Annotated in this window: 25 protein-coding genes; 5 read left to right on the plus strand and 20 right to left on the minus strand. The window is 35.9% G+C overall.

Features of this window, described 5'->3' with window-relative positions; translation table 11 throughout:
- Nucleotides 1-71: 71 nt before the first annotated feature.
- The 20 genes from LKL37_RS08835 to LKL37_RS08930 form a co-directional block, all read right to left on the minus strand.
- Nucleotides 72-1,094 (minus strand): glutaminyl-peptide cyclotransferase, encoded by a 1,023-nt coding sequence (locus LKL37_RS08835; protein WP_431610446.1) that lies wholly within the window; start codon nt 1,092-1,094, stop codon nt 72-74.
- Nucleotides 1,095-1,197: 103 nt separating this feature from the next.
- The gene (locus tag LKL37_RS08840) at nt 1,198-2,220 is read right to left on the minus strand and encodes a glutaminyl-peptide cyclotransferase (protein WP_431610185.1); all 1,023 of its coding nucleotides are present in this window, start codon (nt 2,218-2,220) and stop codon (nt 1,198-1,200) included.
- Nucleotides 2,221-2,255: 35 nt separating this feature from the next.
- Nucleotides 2,256-2,639: a VOC family protein gene (locus LKL37_RS08845; RefSeq protein WP_431610186.1), complete on the minus strand. Its 384-nt coding sequence runs from the start codon at nt 2,637-2,639 to the stop codon at nt 2,256-2,258.
- Nucleotides 2,636-3,142, minus strand: coding sequence for a GNAT family N-acetyltransferase (locus tag LKL37_RS08850; protein WP_431610187.1), 507 nt, complete (start codon nt 3,140-3,142; stop codon nt 2,636-2,638). Before LKL37_RS08850 ends, LKL37_RS08845 begins: the two co-directional genes overlap by 4 nt.
- Before the next feature lie 3 nt (nt 3,143-3,145).
- Nucleotides 3,146-3,571: an SRPBCC family protein gene (locus LKL37_RS08855; protein ID WP_431610188.1), complete on the minus strand. Its 426-nt coding sequence runs from the start codon at nt 3,569-3,571 to the stop codon at nt 3,146-3,148.
- Nucleotides 3,572-3,791: 220 nt separating this feature from the next.
- Nucleotides 3,792-5,405, minus strand: coding sequence for a Na+/H+ antiporter (locus tag LKL37_RS08860; RefSeq protein ID WP_431610189.1), 1,614 nt, complete (start codon nt 5,403-5,405; stop codon nt 3,792-3,794).
- 94 nt (nt 5,406-5,499) lie between these two features.
- Nucleotides 5,500-6,504: a bestrophin family protein gene (locus LKL37_RS08865; RefSeq protein ID WP_431610190.1), complete on the minus strand. Its 1,005-nt coding sequence runs from the start codon at nt 6,502-6,504 to the stop codon at nt 5,500-5,502.
- Nucleotides 6,505-6,584: 80 nt separating this feature from the next.
- A complete protein-coding gene (locus tag LKL37_RS08870; protein WP_431610191.1) occupies nt 6,585-7,262 on the minus strand; it encodes a DUF2490 domain-containing protein in 678 nt (225 codons plus the stop codon).
- 132 nt (nt 7,263-7,394) lie between these two features.
- Nucleotides 7,395-7,787, minus strand: coding sequence for a DUF1398 domain-containing protein (locus tag LKL37_RS08875; protein ID WP_431610192.1), 393 nt, complete (start codon nt 7,785-7,787; stop codon nt 7,395-7,397).
- Nucleotides 7,788-7,951: 164 nt separating this feature from the next.
- Complete coding sequence (locus tag LKL37_RS08880) at nt 7,952-8,401, minus strand: VOC family protein (protein ID WP_431610193.1); 450 nt, start codon at nt 8,399-8,401, stop codon at nt 7,952-7,954.
- A 34-nt stretch (nt 8,402-8,435) separates the two neighbouring features.
- The gene (locus tag LKL37_RS08885; RefSeq protein WP_431610194.1) at nt 8,436-8,984 is read right to left on the minus strand and encodes an SRPBCC family protein; all 549 of its coding nucleotides are present in this window, start codon (nt 8,982-8,984) and stop codon (nt 8,436-8,438) included.
- Nucleotides 8,985-8,999: 15 nt separating this feature from the next.
- A complete protein-coding gene (locus LKL37_RS08890) occupies nt 9,000-9,371 on the minus strand; it encodes a VOC family protein (protein ID WP_431610195.1) in 372 nt (123 codons plus the stop codon).
- Nucleotides 9,368-9,772, minus strand: coding sequence for a hypothetical protein (locus tag LKL37_RS08895; protein ID WP_431610196.1), 405 nt, complete (start codon nt 9,770-9,772; stop codon nt 9,368-9,370). Before LKL37_RS08895 ends, LKL37_RS08890 begins: the two co-directional genes overlap by 4 nt.
- Nucleotides 9,773-9,774: 2 nt before the next feature.
- Nucleotides 9,775-10,245: a hypothetical protein gene (locus LKL37_RS08900; protein WP_431610197.1), complete on the minus strand. Its 471-nt coding sequence runs from the start codon at nt 10,243-10,245 to the stop codon at nt 9,775-9,777.
- 12 nt (nt 10,246-10,257) lie between these two features.
- The gene (locus LKL37_RS08905) at nt 10,258-10,713 is read right to left on the minus strand and encodes a DUF1569 domain-containing protein (RefSeq protein ID WP_105680689.1); all 456 of its coding nucleotides are present in this window, start codon (nt 10,711-10,713) and stop codon (nt 10,258-10,260) included.
- A 392-nt stretch (nt 10,714-11,105) separates the two neighbouring features.
- Nucleotides 11,106-12,314: an ABC transporter permease gene (locus LKL37_RS08910; RefSeq protein ID WP_431610198.1), complete on the minus strand. Its 1,209-nt coding sequence runs from the start codon at nt 12,312-12,314 to the stop codon at nt 11,106-11,108.
- 66 nt (nt 12,315-12,380) lie between these two features.
- Nucleotides 12,381-13,337, minus strand: a complete 957-nt coding sequence (locus tag LKL37_RS08915) for an HlyD family secretion protein (RefSeq protein ID WP_431610199.1) — start codon at nt 13,335-13,337, stop codon at nt 12,381-12,383.
- An 11-nt stretch (nt 13,338-13,348) separates the two neighbouring features.
- Nucleotides 13,349-14,767 carry a TolC family protein gene (locus LKL37_RS08920; protein WP_431610201.1) on the minus strand — a complete coding sequence of 473 codons (1,419 nt, stop codon included), beginning with the start codon at nt 14,765-14,767 and terminating at the stop codon, nt 13,349-13,351.
- A gap of 663 nt (nt 14,768-15,430) precedes the next feature.
- Nucleotides 15,431-15,919: a serine protease inhibitor ecotin gene (eco, locus tag LKL37_RS08925; RefSeq protein ID WP_431610202.1), complete on the minus strand. Its 489-nt coding sequence runs from the start codon at nt 15,917-15,919 to the stop codon at nt 15,431-15,433.
- Between the two features lie 153 nt (nt 15,920-16,072).
- Entirely contained in the window at nt 16,073-21,982 is a 5,910-nt protein-coding gene (locus tag LKL37_RS08930) for an alpha-2-macroglobulin family protein (protein WP_431610203.1), read from the minus strand.
- Nucleotides 21,983-22,000: 18 nt separating this feature from the next.
- On the opposite strand from LKL37_RS08930, the gene LKL37_RS08935 reads away from it, so the two are divergent.
- The 5 genes from LKL37_RS08935 to LKL37_RS08955 all read left to right on the plus strand — a co-directional run bounded on the left by LKL37_RS08935 (nt 22,001) and on the right by LKL37_RS08955 (nt 25,088).
- Entirely contained in the window at nt 22,001-22,756 is a 756-nt protein-coding gene (locus LKL37_RS08935) for a hypothetical protein (protein WP_431610204.1), read from the plus strand.
- A gap of 3 nt (nt 22,757-22,759) precedes the next feature.
- A complete protein-coding gene (gene recF / locus LKL37_RS08940) occupies nt 22,760-23,839 on the plus strand; it encodes a DNA replication/repair protein RecF (protein ID WP_431610205.1) in 1,080 nt (359 codons plus the stop codon).
- Between the two features lie 17 nt (nt 23,840-23,856).
- Nucleotides 23,857-24,519, plus strand: coding sequence for a hypothetical protein (locus LKL37_RS08945; protein ID WP_431610206.1), 663 nt, complete (start codon nt 23,857-23,859; stop codon nt 24,517-24,519).
- A gap of 1 nt (nt 24,520) precedes the next feature.
- Nucleotides 24,521-24,814: a hypothetical protein gene (locus LKL37_RS08950; protein ID WP_431610207.1), complete on the plus strand. Its 294-nt coding sequence runs from the start codon at nt 24,521-24,523 to the stop codon at nt 24,812-24,814.
- 109 nt (nt 24,815-24,923) lie between these two features.
- The gene (locus LKL37_RS08955) at nt 24,924-25,088 is read left to right on the plus strand and encodes a hypothetical protein (protein ID WP_431610208.1); all 165 of its coding nucleotides are present in this window, start codon (nt 24,924-24,926) and stop codon (nt 25,086-25,088) included.
- The last annotated feature ends 29 nt before the right edge of the window (nt 25,089-25,117 follow it).

Consider the following 25,117-nt stretch of genomic DNA (forward strand, 5'->3'; position numbering starts at 1 on the left):
ATCGAGACCATCTTGGTGCGGAAAAAAGAAATGTTCTACAGAATATAAACTTTGTCAATTTATTGTGTTTATTAAAAGGCAACTTCATAAATTTTTGGCCAGTTTTTCCCTGTTACGAGCATATTTTCACCTTTAAAAGCGATTCCGTTTAAAACATGTTCGCTGTTTCCGCTACTATTCTCCTTTGTGAGTTGGGTAAAATCAAATTTTCCGACTACGTCTCCGGTTTTAGGATTAATTTTTATTATAACTGGTTTATGCCAGACATTAGCATAGATAAATCCATTATGGTATTCAAGCTCATTGAGCTGATCATAAATCATCTTATTTCCGGCAACACAAACAGTTTTTACTACTTTTGACGGATTATCAACATCCAGAAAATAAAGATTCTTTGAGCCGTCTGTAGCAATCAGATTTTTTCCGTCATACGTAAGCCCCCAGCCCTCTCCGATGATGTTGGGCAAAGGAAATTCGGATATTTTCTTTAACGTATTTTTATCGTAAATAAAACCGAGTTTATTCCGGTAAGTCAGCTGATATATTTTATCTCCGACAATGGTACAACCTTCAGAGAAAATCTCAGCAGGCTGCTTTGCAACAATCTTAGGAACAGATGATCCTAAGGTATATTTTATAAGCTGTGAAGCTTTGTTCATCCCGTCACTTTCATATACGGTATTTCCTTCCACGACAAAACCTTCAATAAAATTTTTAGGGTCGTGAGGGTAATCAGCTACTATTTTATACGGAATGTCCTGTTCTTTGATTTTTGAGAACACATTGATGGTAGCATCCTGGTTCAGGACCTCACCTCCTTTTGTTTTGATGATAAAAATTACATTGTTATCTCCCAAAGTGAAAAACTTCGGATCAATCGATAAATCCGTTGTTTCCTTATCTCTGAAGCTCACTGCGATGCTTTCTGTATTTTCTGTAATTTCTTTTGGTAATTCAATTTTATCTCCGAAATGATAGCCTTTTTCTTCTTTTGCATTATTATAATCTGCCAAAGAATCAAGCATTTTTTCATTGTTACTGCAAGAGGCCAGCAAAAGAACTGCTGCAAAGCCAACGTTAATATTTCGCTTAATAAAGTTATTAATCATGAGTCAAAAATACTAAATTTTAGTCCTTAAAACGAAAATAGCGCTCTCAAAGGAACGCTACTTCTATTTTTTTATTGGTAAAGACAGATTACTTGATCTGAACTTCATAAATTTTTGACCAGTTCTTACCTGTTACAAGCATATTGTCGCCTTTAAAAGCAATTCCGTTCAGAACGTCATCACTTCCTTTGGTATTCTGTTTTGCAATTTCGGTAAAATCAAAAGTTCCTACTACCTCTCCGTTAGCAGGGTTGATTTTTAGAATAATAGGTTTTTGCCATACGTTAGCATAAATAAACCCGTTGTGGAATTCAAGCTCGTTCAATTGGTCATATGCCTGAGAACTTCCTGCCACTGCAATATATTTGATCAGTTTTGAAGGGTTGTTTACATCTAAGAAGTATAAAAGTTTACTTCCATCTGAAGCGATTAAGCTTTTCCCGTCATATGTCAATCCCCAACCTTCTCCCAATACGTTAGGGTAAGGAAATTCTGATAACAGTTTTAAAGAGCTTTTATCATAAATATATCCTTTTTTGCTCTGCCATGTCAGCTGATACACTTTATCTCCAACGATTGTGCTTCCTTCAGAAAAATCTTCCTGAGCCTGTTTTGTAGATGCAAGAGGGGTTGTTGTTCCAAGGGTGTATTTTAAAATCTGAGAAGATCCGTTCTGTCCGTCACTTTCATAGATGGTATTTCCTTCGATCTGGAATCCCTGTACAAAGTTTTTAGGATCATGAGGATATTCTGCTACAATCTGGTAAGCGATATTTTTTTCAGGATTTTTTGCAAATACATTGATGGTAGCATCCTGATTCAGGACTTCACCGCCTTTAGTTTTGATGTTGAATGTAACAGCGTTGTCACCCAAAGTAAAAAATTTGGGATCAATTGTTAAGTTCGTTGTTTCTTTATCTCCAAAGCTGATAGTCACGCTTTCTGCATTTTCCGTTACTTCTTTCGGAAGCTCAAGTTTATCTCCGAAATGGTATCCCTTTGCCTCCATTGAAGTATTATAAGTGTTTAATGTATTAAGAATCTCTTTATCCTTATTACAAGACGCTAATAATAAAATCGCTGCGAAACCCGCTATTATACTTTTTTTCATTGAATTTCTAAATATTTCTCCAAAAATAGCAAATTTTATTCCGTATTGCCAACATTATCTGCTGCTTCACCAAATTGTAATATATAACCGTTGTTATCATAGATGGCAAATTCTCTCATTCCCCATTCAAAAGTTTCAATTTCATAGCATACTTTGGCTTTTGTTTTAAGATCTTCCCAAAGATCATCCACTTTATTTACATTGAAATAAAATGAACCGGAAAACCCAATGGAAGTATTGTTCTCATGTTTGTTAGGCTGAGAGAGCATAATGTATACGTCATCTTTTCTAAGGGAAGCCCACTGCCAGTCATCATTTCTACCCATCAGGGTAAATCCAAGAACATTCATGTAAAATGCAATGGTTTCATCGAGTTTTTCTGTCCAGAAAATAGGACGAAGTGCAGTAAACGGTGTCATGATTCCTGTAATTCAAAATTGTTTTTATTGATTTTCATATTGAGGGAAACCCAAGTTTCCTGATCAATCTTTGCTTCACTTTTAATGCCAGGATCAAAAGTGAAACCTACTTTTCTGTAGCATTCGATAGCTCCGGTATTCCAGTCGTAGACATTTAGCTCTGCAGTTTCTTTATTAAAATGAGTAAAACCATATTTCAGAAGTTCCTGCATTACTTTCTTACCATATCCTTTTCCTCTGTTGTTCTCATCCCAAATCAGGATTCTTCCCAACAGAAATGTTTTTTCTTTTAAGAAAATCTGAGCATGACCTATTGTGCTTCCGGTTTGATCTGTAATTTTAAATAAGGTTCTTTTTTCATCAGACAAATCGGTTTCCAACTGTTCTTCTGTGAGAGGAAAACGATATACGGGTCCGGCAAACTGAAGAAGCATTCGCTCATCTTTTATTTTTGAAATCAGTTGTGGAGCATCATGTATTGTAAAGGGCTGTAATGTAATCATCGTCTATTTTTCTAAATATTCTTTTAGACTCTGTCCCAAAATAGTGTTCCAGCCTTCTGTAAAGTTTTCCCGTGAAAAGCCTTCTCCTAAATCTTTGAAATTTTCAATATCATCATGGGTAAGCTTTACCAAAGTTTGTCCGTCCCGGGATTGCAATTCCCAGGTTACAATGGTTTTCAGTGCTGAAAAATCAGGATAAGACCACGTATGTTTTAATTTTTGATTAGGTATTATTTCTAAAATTTCACCGTGATGATGGTATTTATTGGCTCCTCCAGGTTCATAGAAATTAAATTCTTTTCCTGTCTCCAACACAAAATCCTGGATATCAAAATACCAGGATTTCATTTCATTTTTATCGGTTAATGCTTTCCAGACTTTTTCAGCCGGAGCATTTATGGTGTATTGAACAGTGATGGGTGTGCTCATATTATAGATTTAATATGTCTAAATGTAAACATTTTGTCTGTAATATTTAACCACAAAAGTCACAAAAGTTTTATCTCTGAATTATTCAAAGTTTAAGTTTCTACTTGTGAAAAGTACACTTAAGCCTTTAAAATTTCAGAATTTTCATTTGGTGAACTTTTTATTATACAAGTTCATTTTAACTTCTATCCTTTTGTGGCTTTTGTGGTTTATTTTTTAATTACCCATGGGAAAAACCTGTGATCTTCGCTTCATCAAAATCCAGCTGCATTTCAATGGTTCTCATCACGTGATCATCAAATATTTTCTCTCTTTTCATTCTGTGCAATTCGTTTCTCTGTGCCTGAATGATCTGTCGAAGGACATCTTTATTTTCATTAATAGCCAAAACATAATCTCCTGTGGAAGCCATACATTGTGCTTTGTCCGCCATCAGCATCATTTCATTTTCTAACTTGTGCTTCTGATGACGAACCAGGCTGTTGGTTACAGCTAATTCAGAAAAATCATTATCCAGTTTGTGTAATGCTGTTTCTTTCAGTTTTCGCATAAGGATTACTTCCTGTTTTTCTTCCGGTAGCTCACTTCCTGCATCCTGAATATTCAATAATTTCAGAATCGGACTCAACAATAATCCTTGTCCTACCAGGGTAATCAATATGATAACAAAAGTTACAAATAAAATAATATTTCTGTGTGGAAATGCTTCTCCATTAGGTAAAAAAGCTGGAATCGACAAGGCTGCAGCCAGTGAAACCACTCCCCTCATTGCTGCAAAACTGATGATAAACGGCTCCTTCCAATCGGGCTTGGGAACTTTTAATCTTAATTCTTTAGAGCAAACTCTCGGGAAATACATCAGTGCATAACTGTACAGAATTCTTGTTCCGATAATTGCACCACCAATCACAACACTGTAGAAAATACCTTCAGAGATCGTATATTCTTTCATCCCTTCCACTACAATAGGAAGTTCAAGACCAATCAAGATAAAGATGATGGTATTCATCAGGAATATGAGGACACTCCACACATTTCCGGACTGTATCCTCGAGGTATGGCTCAGATAGCAATGTGAATTGTATGACATCAGTAAACCTCCAGCCACTACTGCCAATACTCCTGAAAAGTGGAAATGCTCTGCTCCTACATACATAATGTAAGGAACAATAAGGGTGATAATTGTGTCTATATTGGAGTTGGTAGGAATAATCCTAAGTAATGCACCAAATAAAAAGCCAACGGCAACTCCTACAGCAATCCCTCCAATAGCCATAGTAAAGAAATCCTGAACGGCATCTCTCCAGATAAACTGCCCTGAAATAACGGCTGCCAGAGCAAATTTAAAGACAATCAAACTGGACGCATCATTGATCAAACTCTCCCCTTCCAGAATACTGGTAATCTTTTTAGGGATTTTCATATGTTTCAGAACTGAAGTAGCGGCCACTGCATCCGGTGGAGAATTTACACCTCCCAATAAGAATCCCATGGCTACTGTAAGCCCAGGAATAATGGAAGATGAAAGATAAGCTACAACTATTGAAGTTAAAAATACCAATCCGAAAGCCATTGAAAAAATCTGCTTTCTCCATTTATGAAAATCCTGCCATGAAGTGAACCATGCAGCTTCAAACAAAATAGGCGGCAGGAAAATAAGGAAGACCAAATCCGGCTCTATTTCAATACGCGGCATTCCTGGTATAAAGCTTATCAGTAATCCCGCAATCACAAGAAAAATGGGATAAGCTACTTTTAATTTCTGGCCGATCATTACCAATATCATCACAGACAGCAGTACTGCAATCGATATTATAACATAGCTGTGAATCATTTTAAGTAAGTTTTTTAAGTGTTATTTTTTATTTGGAAAGACTTCCAAACCTTATATTTTAAGTTTAAATGTTTTTTTGCTAAAACAGGCAAGATTAAAGAACAATATTATTCTTCGGGGTGATGGCTGGCGGAAGATCAGATTCATCCAGCATATCTCTCATATCAATTTCTATGGTACGGCTGATCTGAGTGATTGGAACGTCATTAGGGCTTCCTTCAAAAGGGTTCACAGAGGCTTCTCCTACACTGTCTAGGGTATGAAAACACCATGTCACCAGTAAAGAAAATGGAATATTAAACCATAATGTCCACCCTTCCACTATTGTTCCCTCTCCCAATTTATCCAGCTCCTTCAGTAATCCGAAAGGCACAAAAACAATGAATAAAAGCAATAGATAAGTGGTGATTGAAGAGAAGTTTCTTGGATAAGGAAAGTTTTTAATTCTTTCTGCTTTTCCCTGATCATCAGTAAACTTTACCAACTGCTGATTGATCTGCGTCCATTGAAAATCATTGAGTTCTCCTTTTTCATAAGCTTCAGACAATGCTTTGCTCTGTTTCGCCATCAATTGTGTAGCCCGGTTCTTTTTGCTTAAAATATACTGGAGTTCGGGTTCAGAAAGGTATTTTTTCAATTCTTCATCCAGTTTGGAAAGCCTCTCCGGAATATCATACTTTTTAGCATATTCATCATATTGCTCTGTCCCCATGTTCTCCCATGCTCTTGGTTCACGAAGCTGAAATCTCAATGCTGTAAGCCATGCATAATGACGAAGAAACATTTCTTTTACTTTAACAGGATCTTTGGAAGACAGTGCATCTCTCAGAACATATCCAAAGCTACGGCTGTCATTGATAATCGCTCCATAGATCTGTCTTGCTTCCCAGAGTCTGCTGTAGCTGGCATTGTTTTTAAATCCAACGATAAAAGCAACCGCTGTTCCCATGATGGCAATCGGCTGCCAGGGAACAGAGAGAAATTTCCAGCCTAGAAAGTACAAAACTGTAGGAATAGCTGATAATACAATCAGAGCGTAAATGCTCCGTCTGGTCCAGATAATGAACTCACGGGCTCCAAATCTTTTTCCTGAATGCATAGGTGTTTATTTTTTGTGGTGTTTATTATTTTTTATTTTTCAAATAATGATTTTCCTCAGGCATTCAGCAGCGGTCATGATCAGTTTTTAGTAAATGGAATGTTATTATAAAAACCTATTTGAATCTGCCCGCGGTTTCTGTTCTCCTGAATCTGATTCATATAACCTGCTTCAATCCTCATATTTTTATTAATGACGTATCCTAAAGCTCCATAAACTCTGTTCCTGTCGAAAACCGGGCTATTGAAGTGTAGAAAAATCTCATTGTATACTGATGCATAAATGGTTTTCGGCAGCATTTCCTTTTGAGTAATCGGAATATTCACTCCCAGCATGTAACGAAATCTCATTCTGAAGTCATCTTCCAGAAAACGTTCTTCCAAACGGTAGCGGTGCTGAAGATAGAAACGTCCAAATTTCTGCTTGGTAATATACTGCTGGAAAATTCGGTGTTCTATATTCTCTTTTTTCTCTCCGTTCACATAAGGCTGGCTCAGAATGAAACCGTATCCCAATAAAACATTGTTGTTATTTTCTGTAAGATCATACCCGATCCCTGTACGGATCAGCAACTGTTCCAGGTCTCCAACGGCATCGAAATTACGATATTGAATTTCATTATGCCAGTTAAGCTTTTTACTGATCTTGTTATTTCCGAAATACATATACCACGCTCCCAAATCATTTTTCTGAGCAAATGTGAATATGGATCCCAAACTTAATACGGTGAATGCCAACTTCCTAAAAACCTTTCTCATGCTTATCAATTACTATTATCTATCGTTTTTAACAAAATTAATAATTTTAATCAATAATAGCAAACAATATTTTATCACATGATGGAAAGAAAAACAGGATGAATTATATTTCACCCGGTTTTCTCTAAAGCATTATCCTGGAACCTGTTCTGCAAGTACATCTGTTTCAGTTTGGTCAAAATAGGTACAAGTCATCACATGAAGATCCATTGTCCAGCCTTTGATTCCGTTTTCTGCACAGTCTTTACAGAAAGTTATATAATCTGTTCCTCCCTGCTGGTGGAGTTTCAGTCTTGTTTTAAAATGGTCAAGGTTTAAAGTATCGGAAACGGTAAGGGTATCATATTTTCTTCCTGTTTGAACAGATTCGTTTTGGTTATTAAAATACTCGGTATTTCCGTCTGAAACATAGGCTTTGTAATGAGAAACTCCCAGCGCTTTTATAGCCTGAATATATTGAGGAAAATCGGCTCCGCTTTTTACTTTTTGATGTTCAGCTTTAATGTTTTCGATTGTAAATTTCATTTTTTATGTTTTTTATGTTTAAAGAATACTATTTTTATTATTGATGAGCAGTTTCTTTTTCATCAAATTTAAAAATTTTCGGGATGCAAATATATACCAAATAAAAAACCGACAAGATCATTGCCGGTAAGTTTTAACTATATTTCGAATACAAAATATAAATCTTATGGGTGCTGCTGCATTTTAGCAGGATCGTCATAGTTTACCATCCAGTTGATTCCGAATTTATCCGAAAACATTCCGAAATAAGCTCCCCAGAAAGTATCTGCCATTGGCATTGTTACCTGCCCTCCTGCAGAAAGACCACCGAATAATTTGTCTGCTTCTTCTTTAGATTCTGCATTTACAGAAATAGAGAAGTTATTTCCTGCCTTGAAGTTGGAAGACCACTCTCCTCCTGTATCGCTTCCCATCAAAATCGTTTCTTTAGAGATCGGAAGTGAAACATGCATGATTTTGTTTTTATCTTCTTCTGAAGTTTCTTTTCCTTCCATTGGAGGCATTTCTCCAAATGTTCCGATGTAAGGATATTCTCCTCCGAAAACAGATTTATAGAAGTCGAATGCTTCTTTACAATTTCCATTGAATGTCAGGTAAACGTTTACTGTTGCCATAATTGTTTTGTTTTTTTAAGTTTAGTTTGTATTTTTATTGAGGTTTTTCAGATAAAGCTTTTAATTTTGAAAGCCCTTTCTGATAGTCTTTTCCAATAGCATTGTCCATATTCATAAACAGCTTTATCAGCGTAAACGGATAAGGAATCTGTGATGTAAATCCCCATGTTGCCTTACTCCCGTTTCCTTCGGGTACTACTGTTACATAAGCGTTTGCTTCACTTTCATATGGCGTAAGAAATTTGATTTCCGTTTCTATTCTTTTACCTGCTTCATCTACTTTTTTTACTTCCTGACATCCTTTTCCTGCATTTTCATTTTTACTGTCCCAGCAAACTTTTTCTCCGGGTTGTCCTGCTGTACCAGTCCAGTCCTTTTTCATATTGGGATCAAGCTCATTCCAAGGGCTCCATTGATCCATTGCTTTGAGGGTATTGGTATTTTGCCATACTTTATCTACAGACGCATTGATAGAAATTGTTTTTTCATATTTGCAGTCTCCTGAGATAAAGGCTGCCACAACTAACAAAATGATTAGTAATATGGCTAAAAATAAAATAATTCTCTTAAATATTCTCATCATGAATGTGTTTTAATATTATCTGTGTTGATCTATAAGAATCATATTTCCATCTGGATCCTTAAGGTAGATATGTTCCGGTCCTGAAGTGTTTTCATCAGCTTCTTTTCCAATTTCTATTCCACTTTCTTTTAATTTTCTCTGAATTTCACGCACATCGTCAAAAGATTCAAGATTCTGTGCATTTTCGTCCCATCCAGGATTGAAAGTAAGCATATTTCCATCAAACATTGCCTGAAAAAGGCCTATTAATGTAGATCCATTTTTCATGATCAGATAATTGCTTTCTGCAGTTCCTGCCATGGTTGTAAACCCAAGTTTCTCATAAAAGTCTTTGGATTTCTGAAGATCTTTTACACTTAAACTGATTGAAAAAGCTCCTAATTTCATATTTTATTTGTTTTTAAAGCGAGTTTATGTCCTGCGAAAACCAATCCCCAAACAAGGATTCCTAAAATCCAGAACCAAATTGGAGTAGGAAGGGAAGCCATCATATAAATGGTCATCAGTAAAAAAATAGCTCCACAGATTACGGCTGCGGTATATTTCCCGTTATTTGAAATTTTTGAAGCTGTAAACCCGGAAGCAACTGCTGCCAAAGCATACGCCAGAATGATAAAAAACAGAGCCATAAAAGGAGCTTCACTTACGTAGACTTTCAGCGCATTCATATCTCCGGCCCCTGCTTCTGCAGGAGGAGGATACAGATAATGTCCTATATTTTCTACCCCGGTAATACAGAGAGAACCCACAATAATCCCAGCCAATACCGCCAATATTCTTCTCAGCATGCTTATTGGTTTTTTAAATGGGTCTTAAAGTTTATCGTTCCATCATAACTTTTCCAGTCGCCTATAAGTTCGATATACTGTCCTTCAATCTTTTCTGTTTTTTTATTCCATTTGAAGTTATAAACAAACTTTCCTTTAAAAAGTCCGGAATGTTTTCCTTTATTTTCTTCTGCCAGTTCATATTCTCCAAACACGGTTCCCTGCTTCTTGGAATCTTTATATTTTGAAATGGTAATCTTCCCTTCAAATTTGGCATAGCTGGTATCCACAAGAGAATATCCTGAAACGAAATATTCCTGATCATTCTTTTTATTTTGTTCAGAAATATTAATCTTCAGCTTCAGTTCCTGGCCTTTGTTTCCAATAGTTCCTATGTAAGGTTTACTATTGTTCAGCCATGTATTTGAGATATCCGGCATCTGCCCCAACACAAAATTGGCAGCAAGAATGAGAAGTAATAAAAGTTTTTTCATATTGTGTGATTTTTAAACGCCAAATTGTGCCAGATGGTGGTTCAGATGTTTGGCAAACATATTATTCCACTCCTGAGAATTTAGTTTTCCGAAAGAAAAAGATTCTTTACCATCGAAAGCATCTGCACCCAACTGCTGTGTCTTTTGAATAAACCCTATCAGTCTTGTTTTTTCTTCATGAAAATTCTTTCTGGTGGTTATCAAAAACTGTGGCGCTGTAGGAGAATCTCTTGGATATGCTTTTTCTCCCACTACTTTAGGTTTTACGAAAGTTTTTAATATAAATTTTGCAATGGCTCCCGGCTTTTTGTGCTTTTCCGGTTCGTAGATCATTTCATAGGTAATAGAACAGTGTGCCAGCATTTGGTCTACTGTCATTTTCCCCCACAAACCATGAGTATCTTCTACCAATCTGTTGATTCTATCAATATAGTTTTGAGCATCTTTTGCATCAAATACATTTTCCATATAATTTCTATTTTACTGCAGACAAATATATCAGTTTTTTTGTTTGATTTTATTGTTGAGTGAAAAAATTGAGGGGTATGGGTACGGTATTCGAGTTACCGGGTTATTGGTTGCTAGTTATGGGTTGCTAGTTGCGGAAATGTGATTAATTGTAAGGATGAAGATTGAGAAATAATACTGGGATGCATGATGCGAGTTTCGGGGTTTGAGAATATGGAGCTTAAGATGATATGGTTTACCTTTTGGACTTATTTTTTGTTGTTATTATTTTGAATGATTTAATATAATTACTCATAACCAATAACCAACCATCCGGAAACTAGAAACCAGCAACTAACAACTAGAAACGAAAAAACCAGTAACCAGCAACAAATTAACAAGTAACTCAAAAACTACTCGCCTTCCTCCAGAGAAGTATTCTCAACCTCGATTTCCTGTGGTGTAGATTTTTTGAAAATAAACCAGAGTTTGATCTTTAAAGCAATCCAGCCTATAATGGCGTATACTACTAAAAGAATGCTTAAATGTTTCAGATAAGGAAAAGTAAGTTCCACCGAACCTTTTTGAATCAATAAGATTTTGAAAGCCTGCAAGAAAGGAGTTAACGGGATAATATTCGCGATAAACTGAACAAAAGCAGGCATTGCATTCAAAGGCCATGTAAAACCACTGATAATGAATGCCGGGGATGCAATAACCATCAGGATTTGTGTAGCCTTCAAAGCATCCGGAATCAGAATACTGATAAAGACTCCCAAAAATGAAGCTGACCCTACAAAAACTGCCGTCAAAAGAATAAAATTAAGAATTCCTTCAGGCATTGGAACTCTGAAGATCATATGCATAAAGTAGTAAATACCTACAATGAGAATAGAAAATACCCAGATTGGGATCACTTTTATCAGCATGGTTGGGAAAGCCCATTTTTTCATTTTCAGGTATTCTTTCACAAAAGAACCTCTTTCAAATTCGGCCGCAAAACTTACCGCCATTGCTAATAAAATTACCTGTTGTAATACCACTGCCAGCATTGCAGGCCACATAAAGATAAGGTAGTTTCCGGTAGTATTGAAAAGGGTAATATAATTGGCTTTGAAAGGCTCATATTGTGTAGCAGCCTTTGCAGCGGGCATTCCTGCTTTTTGAAGGGCTTTGATGGAGGCTCCGGCAGAAAATGTTCCTATGGTGAGCTGAAGTGCTTTGGAAGCAAAATTGGCCGTTAAAACATTTCCTGTATTGATATAAACATTCAGTTCAGGATATTTTTTCTGAAGCATATCTCCTTCAAATCTTGATGGAATAATTACCACTGCTGCAGCTTCGTGTCTGATCACCTCATCTTTGATACTCAGAGGTTCCTGCAGATATCTGATAATTTTGATGCTTTTATTATCATCCAGCATTTCCGTCAATTGGTTGGACAAAGGTGTATTATCCCTATCGACCACCAATACGGGCGTATTTTCAACTTTTCCGCTTTTGTAGACAAACCCCAGCAAAGTCGCATAGAAAACCGGTGCCAAAAAGAACACTGTTCTTAAGGTAGAATTGCCAATAAAAAGTTTGAACTCACGTTTCAAAAGACGGAAAAATTCTTTCATCTGTATATTTTTATGTGTTGAAGAACAAAATGAAGCTCAATACAAGCTCCATCCCTTCTTTTCAATTTATTTCAGGATTACGTTGGCATTGACTAAAATACTTTTAGCCTTATCCATGTCTTTGGGTTTTACTTTGATCTCGTAGATCGCATCCTGCAGCTGATAGTCAGGGTAAGCTGTCGTGATATCTGCATATTTTGTAAGCTGTTTGATATATACGATATTTCCTGTCAGGTTTTCTTTGTTATACACAACCTGCATGGTCACCTCCTGCCCTTTTTTGTATTTTGAAATGGCACTTTCCGGAATGGTAAATCTGAAATACGTACTTTCCGGAATATATCCGTTAAACAAAGCAAAACCAGCGGTAGCCAATTCACCCGTATTTAAACTGATGGTTTCTATTTCCATGTCGTTGGTGGCGATGATATATCTTTCAGAATAGGCTACATTAGCTTCCTGTAAAGCTCCTTTGGCCTGTGAAGCCTGCCCTGCCGCCATTTCTATTTTTTCAACACGGGTTCCTCTGTTTACGTCATCCAGTTCTGCTACCACAGCATCATACTGAGCTTTTGCGCCTTGCAGTTTTGCATAGATTTCGTCATGAGCCTGTGGAGACATTAGGCTGTCGCGGAACATATTATTGGCTCTTTTGTAAGATTTCTGGGCAAATTCATATTGTTCTTTAAGACCTTTATATTTAGCCTGAAGTTGTCTCAGCTGATCGGTTGTAGCTCCGTTTTTAGCCATTTGTTCCTGAGCCGAAGCTGCGCTTACTGCTCCTTGTGCCTGTGCAATTTTCGCGGAAACCTCCGGCACATCAAGCTGAGCCAGAGTATCTCCTTTTTTCACGGTCTGACCTTCGGAAACATATATTTTAATAATCCTTCCGGTAACTTTAGGAGCGAAAGAGATCACATCTTTTTTAGTTTTTCCTTCAGGTTCTTTAATTTTTTCATTTTTTTTGTCACAGCTCCCCAACAAAAACAGAGCAGCGAAGAGTATAGATATATTTTTATGCATCATTTAAATTTTTAAGGGATTAAATAAAATTTGGTGATATCCAGCTCCTGGGTAGACCTCATCAGTTCTATTCCCGCTCTTCTCTGGTTGAAAATAGCATTCTGATACTCCAGTTCTGAGGCTTCAAGATCGTTTTCTGCATCAATCAGCTGTGAAGATTTACTCATTCCGTATCTGAACTCTTTTTCTGCCTGTACCAATGCATTTTTTGCGAGTTCTTTTTCTTTGGCTTTCAGGGTAATCTGTGCAGAAGCAATATCATAATTGGTTTGATTATTGGCCAGATTCAATGTCAGTTTTTTCAGGGCATCTTCTTTCTGATTCTGCAATACTTCTTTCCCTACTTTGGCGGTTTCTTCTGCGTGTTTTCCTTCTTTACCATCGAAAATCTCCCATTTAAAGCCTACTCCAGCAGTGATCAACGGAAATACATTGATATTATTAGGTCTCCAGTCCAGTTTTTTTCCTTCGTATCCCAATATCGGAACTGCCGGAATCACGTTTTCTGAGGATTTTATTCTGTTACCATACAAACCGATATAATAGGCGGAAGCCATCAGCTGTACTTTAGGGATCATCCACGTTCTTTCTGCTTTTATTTTATAATCTGCCGCACTGATTCCATGTTCCAGAGCCCGGATTTCTGCTCTCTGTTCTATTCCTTTTTCTGCAGCCAGCAATTCTACAGGAGATAATACAGGATCAATCATTCTGAGCCTTTCTCTTTGGATTCCTGTCAAGATATAAAGCTGGGTAAGAAGCAGTTCTTTTTTTCCTTCATATTCTACCATTTTGGCATCTAAGGTTGCCTGAGCCAATTCGATTTTCTTATGATCGTAAGGCGTAATCAAACCGTAGCCAAGAGCTTTGTCAGCTGTTTTTCTGTTGATATCAAGTCTTTTTTTACTTTCATCCAGTACTTTTTTAGACTGATGAATCAAAGCAAGCTGATCGTACGCTTTAGAAATAGTGGCAATGACTTCATCTTTTGTTTTCTCCAGAAGGATATCTTCAGACTTTTTCTTTTCTTCCACCGCTTTTTTCATGTACTTGACCTTTCCTCCTGAATACAGAAGCATTTTGGCATCTGCCTTGGCAATACCTGAAAAACCTGATACGTTAAAATTGTTGTTGAAAGCCCCCTCCGGAATATTGATAAAGGGAGCCAGATTGAATTCCGGTGACGTCAGTCTTGCTGTTCCGTTGAGATAGCCTGCCTTACCACTCAATTCCAGGGTTGGAAGAAAGATGTCTTTCAGTTTATGTTCGTCAAGATCGGTAAGTTTGTTTTGGGTAATCTGCATTTTGAGGTTCGAATCCCGAACCATAGCACTATCCAGAAGTTCTTTAAAATCCGGTGCAGACTGTGCCCAGCCAAAAGCAGGGAAAGCAAAAAAACTAAACGTAAAAATCAATAAATTGTTTTTCATGGTTTATGTTTATAACAAATATAATGCAAAAAAAGATAAAATACTTAAAGATAATTCTACAATATGGTGAATTTAAAGTAAGTTTAAAATATGTTTAAGTTTAAAACCTTATAAAATACTGTTTTGCCCGAAGTGTTTAAATGTTAATTAAAACTTAAAAATTTTTGAAAAAATATTTAACTCTACTTTTTTCATACTACTTATAAAGCATTTTTATCAGGAAATAAAAGGATTTAAGAGCATTATTCCAGAAAAATAATCTGTAGTATTTTATTCTAAACTTTAAAATTTGGATTCCTGCTCAGTGGATATGATTTTGAAAAAACGATTTGTACGATCAGCAAAATTTGTAAAAAATGAAATACTTATTTATTGTTATCAAGTCGCTCATGAGTTTATGTTTTGGCTAAAGCCAAAGGAATTAAATCATTTTATCAAACGGGCTAAAGCCCGTTCCTATTGAATAAAATCGTGCATATTATCTTTATTTCTATTCTGAATTTTGGAGACTGGATTCCTACGGAATGACAGACTAGGTGGATATACTTTGGGAATAATTATCTGCTCAATCAGCAAAATCTGTGAGAGATACTATCAATTAAAAACAAAAGCTCCCCACATCACTGTGAGGAGCCTTCTATTTTATTACGATAATAAGCTGATCTATCTTTGAACTGCTTTTTTCATATTAGCATCGGGGCGTAAAATTCTGTAACGAACTTCAATGTCTTTTGGCACATAAAATACCAATGGAAGTTTACTGTTGTATCTTACCGTTTCGGGTTTTAGAGTAACAAACTTCTTAGTCTGTTTCTGGCCAGGGCATCCCATCAATGTTCCGGCTGTTTCTCCTTTGGATTCTACTTCATAATAGTTGTATCCCCATCCCTGAAGATCCTGAGTTTTCATTTCTCCCATTAAGAAATAATTGTTACAGTCTACCATTTTCTCAGCGCCTACAAAAAGCTCAACTTTTAAATCGTTTTCATTTTTTGCTACGGGAAGCTGAATATATACTTGCTTATATCCTTCTTTTGCTTTTGGGAACATTTCAATCTGTAGTTTTTCAAACTTTTCTGCTTTCTTTTGTGCGAAAGCATTTATTCCAGCCATTAATACTAATCCTGTGATTAAAGTTTTAGAAAATTTCATCTTTTAATAATTTTTTTAATTGCTACTATCTTAATTCCAAAAACCATTCCAAAATTAAACAATTGTTTGATTTTTTTTTATTTTAATCTGTTCATTTGAGTCTTTAAACAAAAAACTGCAGTAAAAATTACTACAGTTTTTTATATTTATCAATTACTCTGAAATTGTTACGTTATTTCCTTTTGTATGAGCATTCATCTGCGGGGCGTAATAATTCTGCATCGTTGTAATTCCGTTGGAGAATTTACCGGATGCATTGGCAACCACATCATATTCAAAGACATATTTTCCTTTCGGCATATATTGAATATAGAAGTTGGTAGAAGCATCTTTTGTCGACTGATAATATCCAAGGTTATTTTTCCATTGATATCCGGATAAAACATCTGTAGGTTCAAACCCTGCAGCACGCATATCTTTAATATGAATAAACTCCATAGCTCTGTCTGTGTTCAGAATCATTCTTACCGTTACCTTGTCTCCTACTTTCAACGGTGTTTCGGTTGAGATTTTCTGAAGTTCTTCTCCGTTCACCGTTTTCACTTTTTTATAAAGTTCTTTCGTTACAGAAATATAATTTTCAGAAGATTTGATTTTATCCAGATCTTCATAATATTGCCAGAACAAACCTCCCTGAACAATTCCCGGACCAGGTTTTGTAACCGTTACGGTTGCTAAGTTTTTATCTACAGCCTCTGGTTTCAATGTTGATTTCACATAGCCTGTAGCCTGTGTCTGAGGAGCCAATTCTTTTCCGCCCCAAACGATTGTTGCTTTATCACTTTCTGCTCCTGTCCATGATTTTCCTGAATTCAAAATAGTGAAGATCACTTCTGCAGTACCTCTTGAGCTTCCCCATGAATTGACTTCTTTTTGGGTTACCAGCCAGATTTTCACATCTTCAATAAAGTTTTGATCGTTAGATTGCAACTTATTGAATGCTTCCAGTGCTCCGGCATGGTTTACTACTTTTGAACCGAACCATCCCCAATCATTCAAGTTTTGTTTCCAATAGACACCTTGCGTTTTGGTATTTGTGGAAGTTTCTTTAAGGTAGGTCATCAACTTCGCAGAAACGTCTTTCAGACCATAATCGTTCATCAATAATGCGGCACGGTGAAGTCCGAAGAATGTAAAGTCTGTAATTTTAGCTGTTTTGGCTTTTTGTTTTACCAATGTTTTCAGGGTAGCACCTTTTCCTTTTAAAGAATATTGCTGTTCCCAATAGTTTCTGGTATCCAAATAATCCATAGCCCAATTGTTCCAAACATCCCCTTTCTTCACATCAAAATATTTATTAACCTCGTTGTCTACATACTGAATCAGTTTGGCTACCATCGTTTTCTGTTCTGAGCTTTGATAATCTTTCACATTATCTTTTAACCATGAATTGATTTTCCCTAAGTTTTTCAGAATATACAATGATGTTCCGTAAGAACTTGGATAACCCGGATACCACGAGAATCCACCGTCAGGATTCTGCAGTTTTTTGAAATCATCCCAATCCTGATTGATTGAGTTTTTCATCGTATTGGCATCAAATAGTAATGCCAGTTTCTGCATCTGTTCACCCTCATTTTTACTTTCCAATACCCAAGGAGTTTCTTCCAGTAACAATTGCTTCAATTCCTGATTTTTTTCAAGATTTGAATTCAATAATCCTTTGTTCTGATATTCTTCAAAAACCGTTTTCATTTTCGGATTGGCTTTGAATATTTCTGACGCCAACACATCCGCAAACCATTTATTAAAGATTACATCCGCAGAGTTATTCTGATCATTTTTCAGACTTGGAAGGGCAAACATGATTTCCCAGATCGGATTGGTTGTCAGTTCTAACGTATTGGAAACATTAGAAGCTGTTGCAGATGTATTGTTTTTAAGGTTATCCAAGACAAATGTTTTGGTTTCTCCCTCTTTTACAAAAACCGGAACGGCATCAGTCACCAGCATTCTGTTGGGTAATACAGCAACAGCCTGTTGTTCTCCATCAGAATACACTCCTGCTTTTGCAACCACTTTGAAAATAATTGAGGAAACATTGTCCGGAACTTTTAATTTCCATGTTAATGCACTACTTCCATTTTCATTCAGATTGAAGTTTTGTACTCCTGAAGTGATTCCGAATTTTGAAGATATATTTTCATTGGTAAAGGCATCCAGAATCTGTAATTCGGCAGAACCATTCAGTTTTTTATCGGTAAGGTTTGACAGTTTCGACTGCAGATTCAGTTCATCTCCTTCTCTCAGGAATCTCGGATAGTTTGGCGTTACCGAGAATTCTTTCTGGGTTACCACTTCTTTTTCCAAAGTAGCAGCTCTTGCATCTTTGGTATGTGCAAGGAACATCAGTTTCCATTTTGTCAGTGCTTCCGGAGAAGTGAACTCGAAGCTTACATTTCCTTCAGCATCTGTTTTTAAATCAGGATAGAAGAATGCGGTTTCATTCAGGTTTTTACGGACAGCTACTTTGTCCAGCTCTTTTGCTACATCATCATGATCTAAAACACCGTCTGCATTAGAAGCCATTGCTTCGGGTACCACATTCTGTGATATTGATATTTTATCTTCTGCAATTGCTTTTCTTCTTATACCCTTTGCTTGTCCTGCAATTGGCGATGGTGGTGGTGCATAAGCCGGAGTTTTCACTCCTTCCTGATTGCTATACCCTAATAAAACGGTTTCTTTTGAAATCGAATAAAACAGATCTCCATCAAACCAGTTGAACTGAGGAACTGCAATAGATCTGTCCTCGAAATATCTCAATCTCTTCTGGTAGTTTTGCTGCTGCAAATAATTTTTGATCCCATAAGAAGTAACAATGACAAATGGAGTATACAGTTTTCTCCAACTGTATGTGTTTGCTGCAAACTGATCCAGAGACATATCATACATATTGGCTAATACTTCTGCATTGATCTTTTCTTTGTCATTTCCGGTTACTTTTACCGTCCATTTTTCTTTTGCATTTGGTTCAAGCTTATCTCTGAAGGTTATTGTTTCGATTTTTAAAGGTTTTTCGGTGTCTTTTATTTTTAAAGAAACAGATTCTGTCTTCACATCATTGAATGCTACCAGCTGAAACTGAAGGTTCAGGTCTGATACGCTTTTATCTTTAGGAATTTCAGCAGTGTATTCTAATATTCCTTTTTTCATCTGATGAACTTCTGAAACCGTTTTTCCAGATCCGTCCTGAACAAAAACATTCACCAAAGCATCAGGAACTGCCGAGTAAACATAAACTTTTGCCTTTTCTCCTCGTGATAATTCTTCTTTCGGAGCAATGACTGTAAGGAATGTTTTTTGAGTTGGTTTTAAAGATGTTTTATCCCAAACACTGAAATACTGAGAAGTTTTGATGGTATCTTTTCCTTCCATATTGAAAAGTTCCAGCTGATAATCCCCTGTTTCCAGTTTTCCAAGGTCAAGCTGAGCATTATCAGATGATGGCTGCTGCTGTCTTTCAACCACTACTTTTTCGGTTTTCCAGTTTTTGATCTCATCATTTTTATCGAAAAGATCGTGCGGGAATTTGCTGATAAATTCTTCTTTTGAATATTTCGGCAGATTCTGAACATCAGATTTGAAATTATCTCTGAAAATCCTATCCGGAGCTGTCAGCTTAGACAATTTAACCTGATATGGTTTTTTAAGGTTCTGATCATTGTAATTCTTGGTTTCTACCTTCAGTTTTACATTTTCATCTGTGAAAATAGTACTGATGTTTTCTGCCTGAATATAGTGAGAAACTGAAGCTACCTTTAATTGTGTATTGGCGGTCTGTGTTTCTCCATTGATGTCTGTAACGGATGCATTGATCGCATAGTTATCAATCTGTATTCCTTCCAGCTTTTCATCTTTTTTAAGTTCTAAACGAATGACAAACTCTCCTTTTTCATTGGTTTTTGCTTCACCCAAAATAGAGTTTTCATTATCATCATTCTGTGGATACCAGCTGAAGTATCTCCATCTGATATTTTGTTTTTTGATTTCATAATTCACTGTCGTATTGGTCAGCGGAACACCGGAGAACATAACAGCTTTCCCTTTTAGTTCTATAGTCTGACCGTATTTATACTCCTCTTTTACAGGATCAAAGGTTACTTCAAACTTAGGTCTCTTGTATTCTTCTACTCTGAAATTTTTATACCCCTGGCTTTCACCATCTATTCTCAGATAAAAGTTACCGTTCAGTTTTCCTTTCGGAAGAATGAAACTTCCGTGATAAGAACCAAATTCATTGGTGGTGAATTCCTGCGAAGACACCTCTTCGCTATTGGTATTCAACAACGTGATTTTTTGCTTTAATCCCGAAAGTACTGATTCAACCTCCTTACTCATTCTTGTGTTGATCACCTTAAAATAAACAATCTGACCAGGACGGTAGATTCCTCTGTCAATAAAAATCTGAGCCGTTGAACGCGTTTGTTTATTAGGATTATAATCATCGGCATAGCCTCTGTTTCCATAAACCTGCATGATTTGGAAATCATTTGTTTTAGGCTGCTGGATCAGGAAAGTTCTGTAATAGTCTTTGTTTTCAGAAGAAGGAAATTTAAATACTCCGTTAGCATTGGTTGTCCCTTCAATTTTAGTTAGTGTCTTATTGGAAACAAATTCATAAAATCTAAGAGCTTCATTCACTAAAGGTTTCCCATTTTCACTATTTACTAATTTCAACTCGTCTGCAAGAGGTTTTCTGTCTGTTTTAGACTGATAAATAATTCTGTTTCCGGAAACCAGAAAATACAAATTCTGTCTGGAATCTGTATCTTTCATATCCGCTCCTGCAACGGTAAATTCCGCAACATATGCTCCTGAAGGAAGCGGTTTTACCTCTAAAGAAGTTTTATGATTCTGATAATCCTTAGGATCCGGAAGCTGGAATGTTTCTTTCCTTACCAGATTTTTCTTTAATTTTCCAAAGGTATTGGAATAAGAGTCCTGAACGTATTGAAGCAATGACGTGAAATCGTCTTTCACTTCATAAATATTCAGTGTGAATTCTGATACATTTTTATATTCTGCAACAAAATGAACCGGCAGATTATTTTGCGTCTGGGATTCATATTTGAGAGTCAGATATGGATTGACAATCTGAGCTTCTTTGCTTTTGATATTCTCCAGGAAAGGAGATTTAGGATATTCACTTTTAGCCTGAGCAGCTAATGCAAGAGCTTCCTTAATTTTTTTCTGGTTTGTAAGCTCATCCATGACATCTCCCATGATTATCACTTTATAATCTCCCTCTACATTAGATTTCAAAAGATTCTGAAGCTGCTGAAGTTTATCTTTACATTGATTGAAATTACAGTTTTCTGTAATTTTCTCTTTCATGAAATACAATTTTGCATTCCCCGTGTTCTGTTCTATCAGTTCATCATAGATGGCATTAATCGCTCTACGATTTGCAGTCAGTTCATTTTTAGTAAAAATATTGTTCTCAGATAAAAACGCTGTTTTCTTGATTGCATACCAATCAGACAAGGTTGGAAAATAGGCTATATCATCTGTTCCGAAAAATATATTCTTATACTTTTCCAGAGGAATCTTTTTCATCTCAGGCTTTTCCTGATCAAGTTCCTGAAAATTTTTCGTCAAATAATTCTTAAAATCAAGTTTACTCCAGGTTTCAATCTGTGAAAGATCCTGAGAATTGATATTGGTTCTTCCGTTTATTTTCCATGAATTCTGGTTGTAATAATCCATGAAAAAGCCATTCAGTAAGACTTTGTATACCAGCTTTCCTTCACCGCTCACTTTTCCTTCCGCCTCTTTAAGCCTTTTGAAAAATTGGGAGGCGGAATCGTTCTGATCATCATCCACAGTTTGGTTTACAATAGTGAATTCCGCTTTCAGAGAACGGATCAGCTCGAAGGCATTATTTTCTTTCATGGCTTGTTTTTGTATGTCTAAAATAATGGGAAGATTAGATTTATAAGCTCCTTTTGTTCTGTTTTCAGCCACTTTTTTCCATTGGGTATCGTAATATTTCTGTGCGGATACCTTTGAAAAGCTTAGCATTATTAGCAAAAGCAGAAAAATCTTGGAAAATCTTTTCATATATATTAATTTTGATAAATGAACATTTTAAAAATACTGAAAAAAACTGTCATAGACAGCCAGATTTATGTCTCTCTTATGGGAACTCTTTTTGCAGTATTTTTCATGAAAGAGCAAAACACATTCCGTTTCCCTACTTTTGCACTTATTTTCATCACTTATTTCAGTGGTTATCTGTATACTAAATATCAATATACCAAGCATTTCTTCAAAATAGTGGTTATCAATGCAATTGCGGGAATTGCCTGTGCTTTTTTAATCATTCATAATCATAATGAAATAAGACTTTTGAAATGGTTCATTATTGTAGTGTTGGGATTGCTTTACAACAGTTTTTTCCTTGATGTTTATATCCGGAAAATCCCTTTACTGAAAGTTTTCTATGTAGGACTGGTGTGGGCACTGGTGAATTGCTGGCTTACCCTTCCGGAATTCAGTATGCCTATTTTTCTGATCAGCTTCTTCTTCATTACTGCTCTTGTTCTTCCCTTTGATATTCGGGATATGAACAGTGATACCGTAAAAACCTTTCCTATGCTGATAGGTGTGAACAACACCAAATACATTGCTTACATCCTTGTTTTCATCAGCAATATGATCGGGATCTTCTATCTTGACTTATCCTATGCCACTGCTTTTTTTATGGCTAGCATTGTAACTTATATTCTCATCTATTTCTCTGATAATAAAAGAGATGACGCTTATTACTCATTCGGGGTAGAAACTTGTTCGGCACTTCCTTTTTTATTTTTACTAATAATGGAGTATTTTTGACGAATGATTATCAAGAAGCTTTCCCTCTACAATTTCAAAAACCATTCTGAGAAAAAATTTGAATTTTCCCCGCAGATCAACTGTTTTGTGGGAAATAACGGTGCAGGGAAGACCAATATTCTGGATGCTTTGCATTATTTATCGGTAGGAAAAAGCTTTTTAGGAAATACTGATCTCAACAACATTAAACAAGAGGAAGACTTTTTTACCATTGATGCTGAGATTCAAAATGAAGACAGTGAAGACATTATCAGAATTACCCAGCCCAAGGAAGCCAAAAAGGTGATCAGGAAGAATGATAAAAGCTATGACAGGCTTGCGGATCATATCGGATATCTCCCAAGTGTTATGATTTCTCCTTATGATTCCAATCTTATTTCGGATTCCGGGGAAAGCAGACGTAAGTTTCTGGATGCAATGATTTCTCAAACGGATTCAGAATATCTCTATGATCTTATTCAGTATCAGAAAACAATTCAGCAGCGAAATGCTTTATTGAAATATTTTGCCAAAAACAGAACATGGGACAAAGATTCTTTGGAAATCTATGATGATCCGATCACCAGATTCGGGACAAAAATTTTTAAGAAAAGAAAAGAGTTTGTAGAGCAACTCAACCCTATTGTTCAGAATTTCTATCAGATTATTTCCGGTGGAAAGGAAACTGTATCAGTAATTTATGAATCTCATTTGCTGGAAGATTCTTTTGAAAACCTTTTAAAAGAAAGCCTTGAAAGAGACAGAATGCTCACTTACACTTCAAAAGGAATTCATAAGGATGATCTTCTTTTTGAAATGGATCATGTTTTAATCAAAAAAATAGGCTCTCAGGGACAGCAAAAATCCTTCCTGATTTCTTTAAAACTGGCTCAGATGAGTCTTGTAAAAGAACTCACCAAAAAGACTCCTATCCTCTTGCTTGATGATATTTTTGATAAGCTTGATGATACCAGAGTTTCACAATTGATAGAACTGGTAAATAAAGAAAGCTTTGGTCAGATTTTCATTACAGATACTCACAGAGAACGAACGGAAAGTGTGGTGAAGAAGATTAATGAGGAAAGTATAATTTTTGAGATATGACATCAAAAACTCTTATCTTGTTATTTTCAGTACTTTTTCTATTTTCTTACGGGCAGAAGAAAAAGAAAAGACCTGTGGATCTGTTAACGGAATATCATTCTTTTAAGGAGGGTGATCTGAAAAAGGATTTTAAACCCACACCACTTCATAAGAGAGTAGCCACATTTCCTTTTAATAAAGCGACTAAGGTAAAAATCATTTCTTATAAGCTGAATTTAAAAAGAAGTACTGCCAATTCTTATATGCCTGCTCCTCCACCTCCAAAAACGAAGGAAGACTCTATTAGGCTTACAAAATATTACGATAGTATTAAAAAAAATAAAAAGTTTGAATTAAGAGAAGCTGTTGACCACTCTGTCTTTGCCGGCATTCAGGAATCAAGAACTTTAACTTTGTCCGAGATTTCTGAGCTGACAGATGTAATCTATAATACCTGCGACAAGTATTATATTAAATCAGTCTCCTCCAGCGGATGTTTTTTTCCAAGAAATGCAATCTTATTCTATGATGAAAGTGATACAGTTTTTGCTTATTTCGAAATTTGTTTTGAATGTTCAGGAATTGAATCTTCACCCAGAAATATACTAGATCCTTTCAAAACTTGTGAGTATCTTTATCCTGGTTTGCAAAAGTTTTTTAAAAGTAAGGGACTAACAACTGAATATGTAGAGAAAAAATAGTATGAAGAAGAAAAAACGCGAATATCAATCCTCTGAACTGGTAAAATCTTTTGCCAGAATCTACGGTTTTGAACATAAACTTATTGCTTTTGACATTAAAGATTTCCTTGAGGATTATCTTGATGAAAGCCTTTTCAATGAAATCAGAAGTGTCAATATAGAAAACGGATGTATTATTATTAAAATTGATTCTCCTTTACTGAAGCATGATTTTAAAATGCGTAAAAGCTTTTATCTCAAAAAGTTCCAGGATAAATTTGGAATAGACAAATTCAGCGACCTTCAGATTTTATAGGAATGAAGGGATCAAATTCACATAAAATAATTCACCATCATTGAAATTATTTTGATTCTATCGAGTTTAATACGTATCTTTCATACTCATTAATAACCCATTTTTTACTATGAAAAAGATACTTAAATCAAAGAAATTATCAAGAGAAACGTTAAAAAAAGTGCAAGGTTCAGGCCGAATGACATGTTGTGCCTTAAGCTGTCAGAATTTGAATGAATGTGGTTTTTGGGAGCAGCTTCCTGCAGAATGCCCTGAACTTCCTTATTGTGTTTAAAAAAAAGATTTCTATAGAAAAATGCTGCC

It is taken from the genome of Chryseobacterium sp. 'Rf worker isolate 10' (assembly GCF_050753305.1).
Classification (GTDB): Bacteria; Bacteroidota; Bacteroidia; order Flavobacteriales; family Weeksellaceae; genus Chryseobacterium.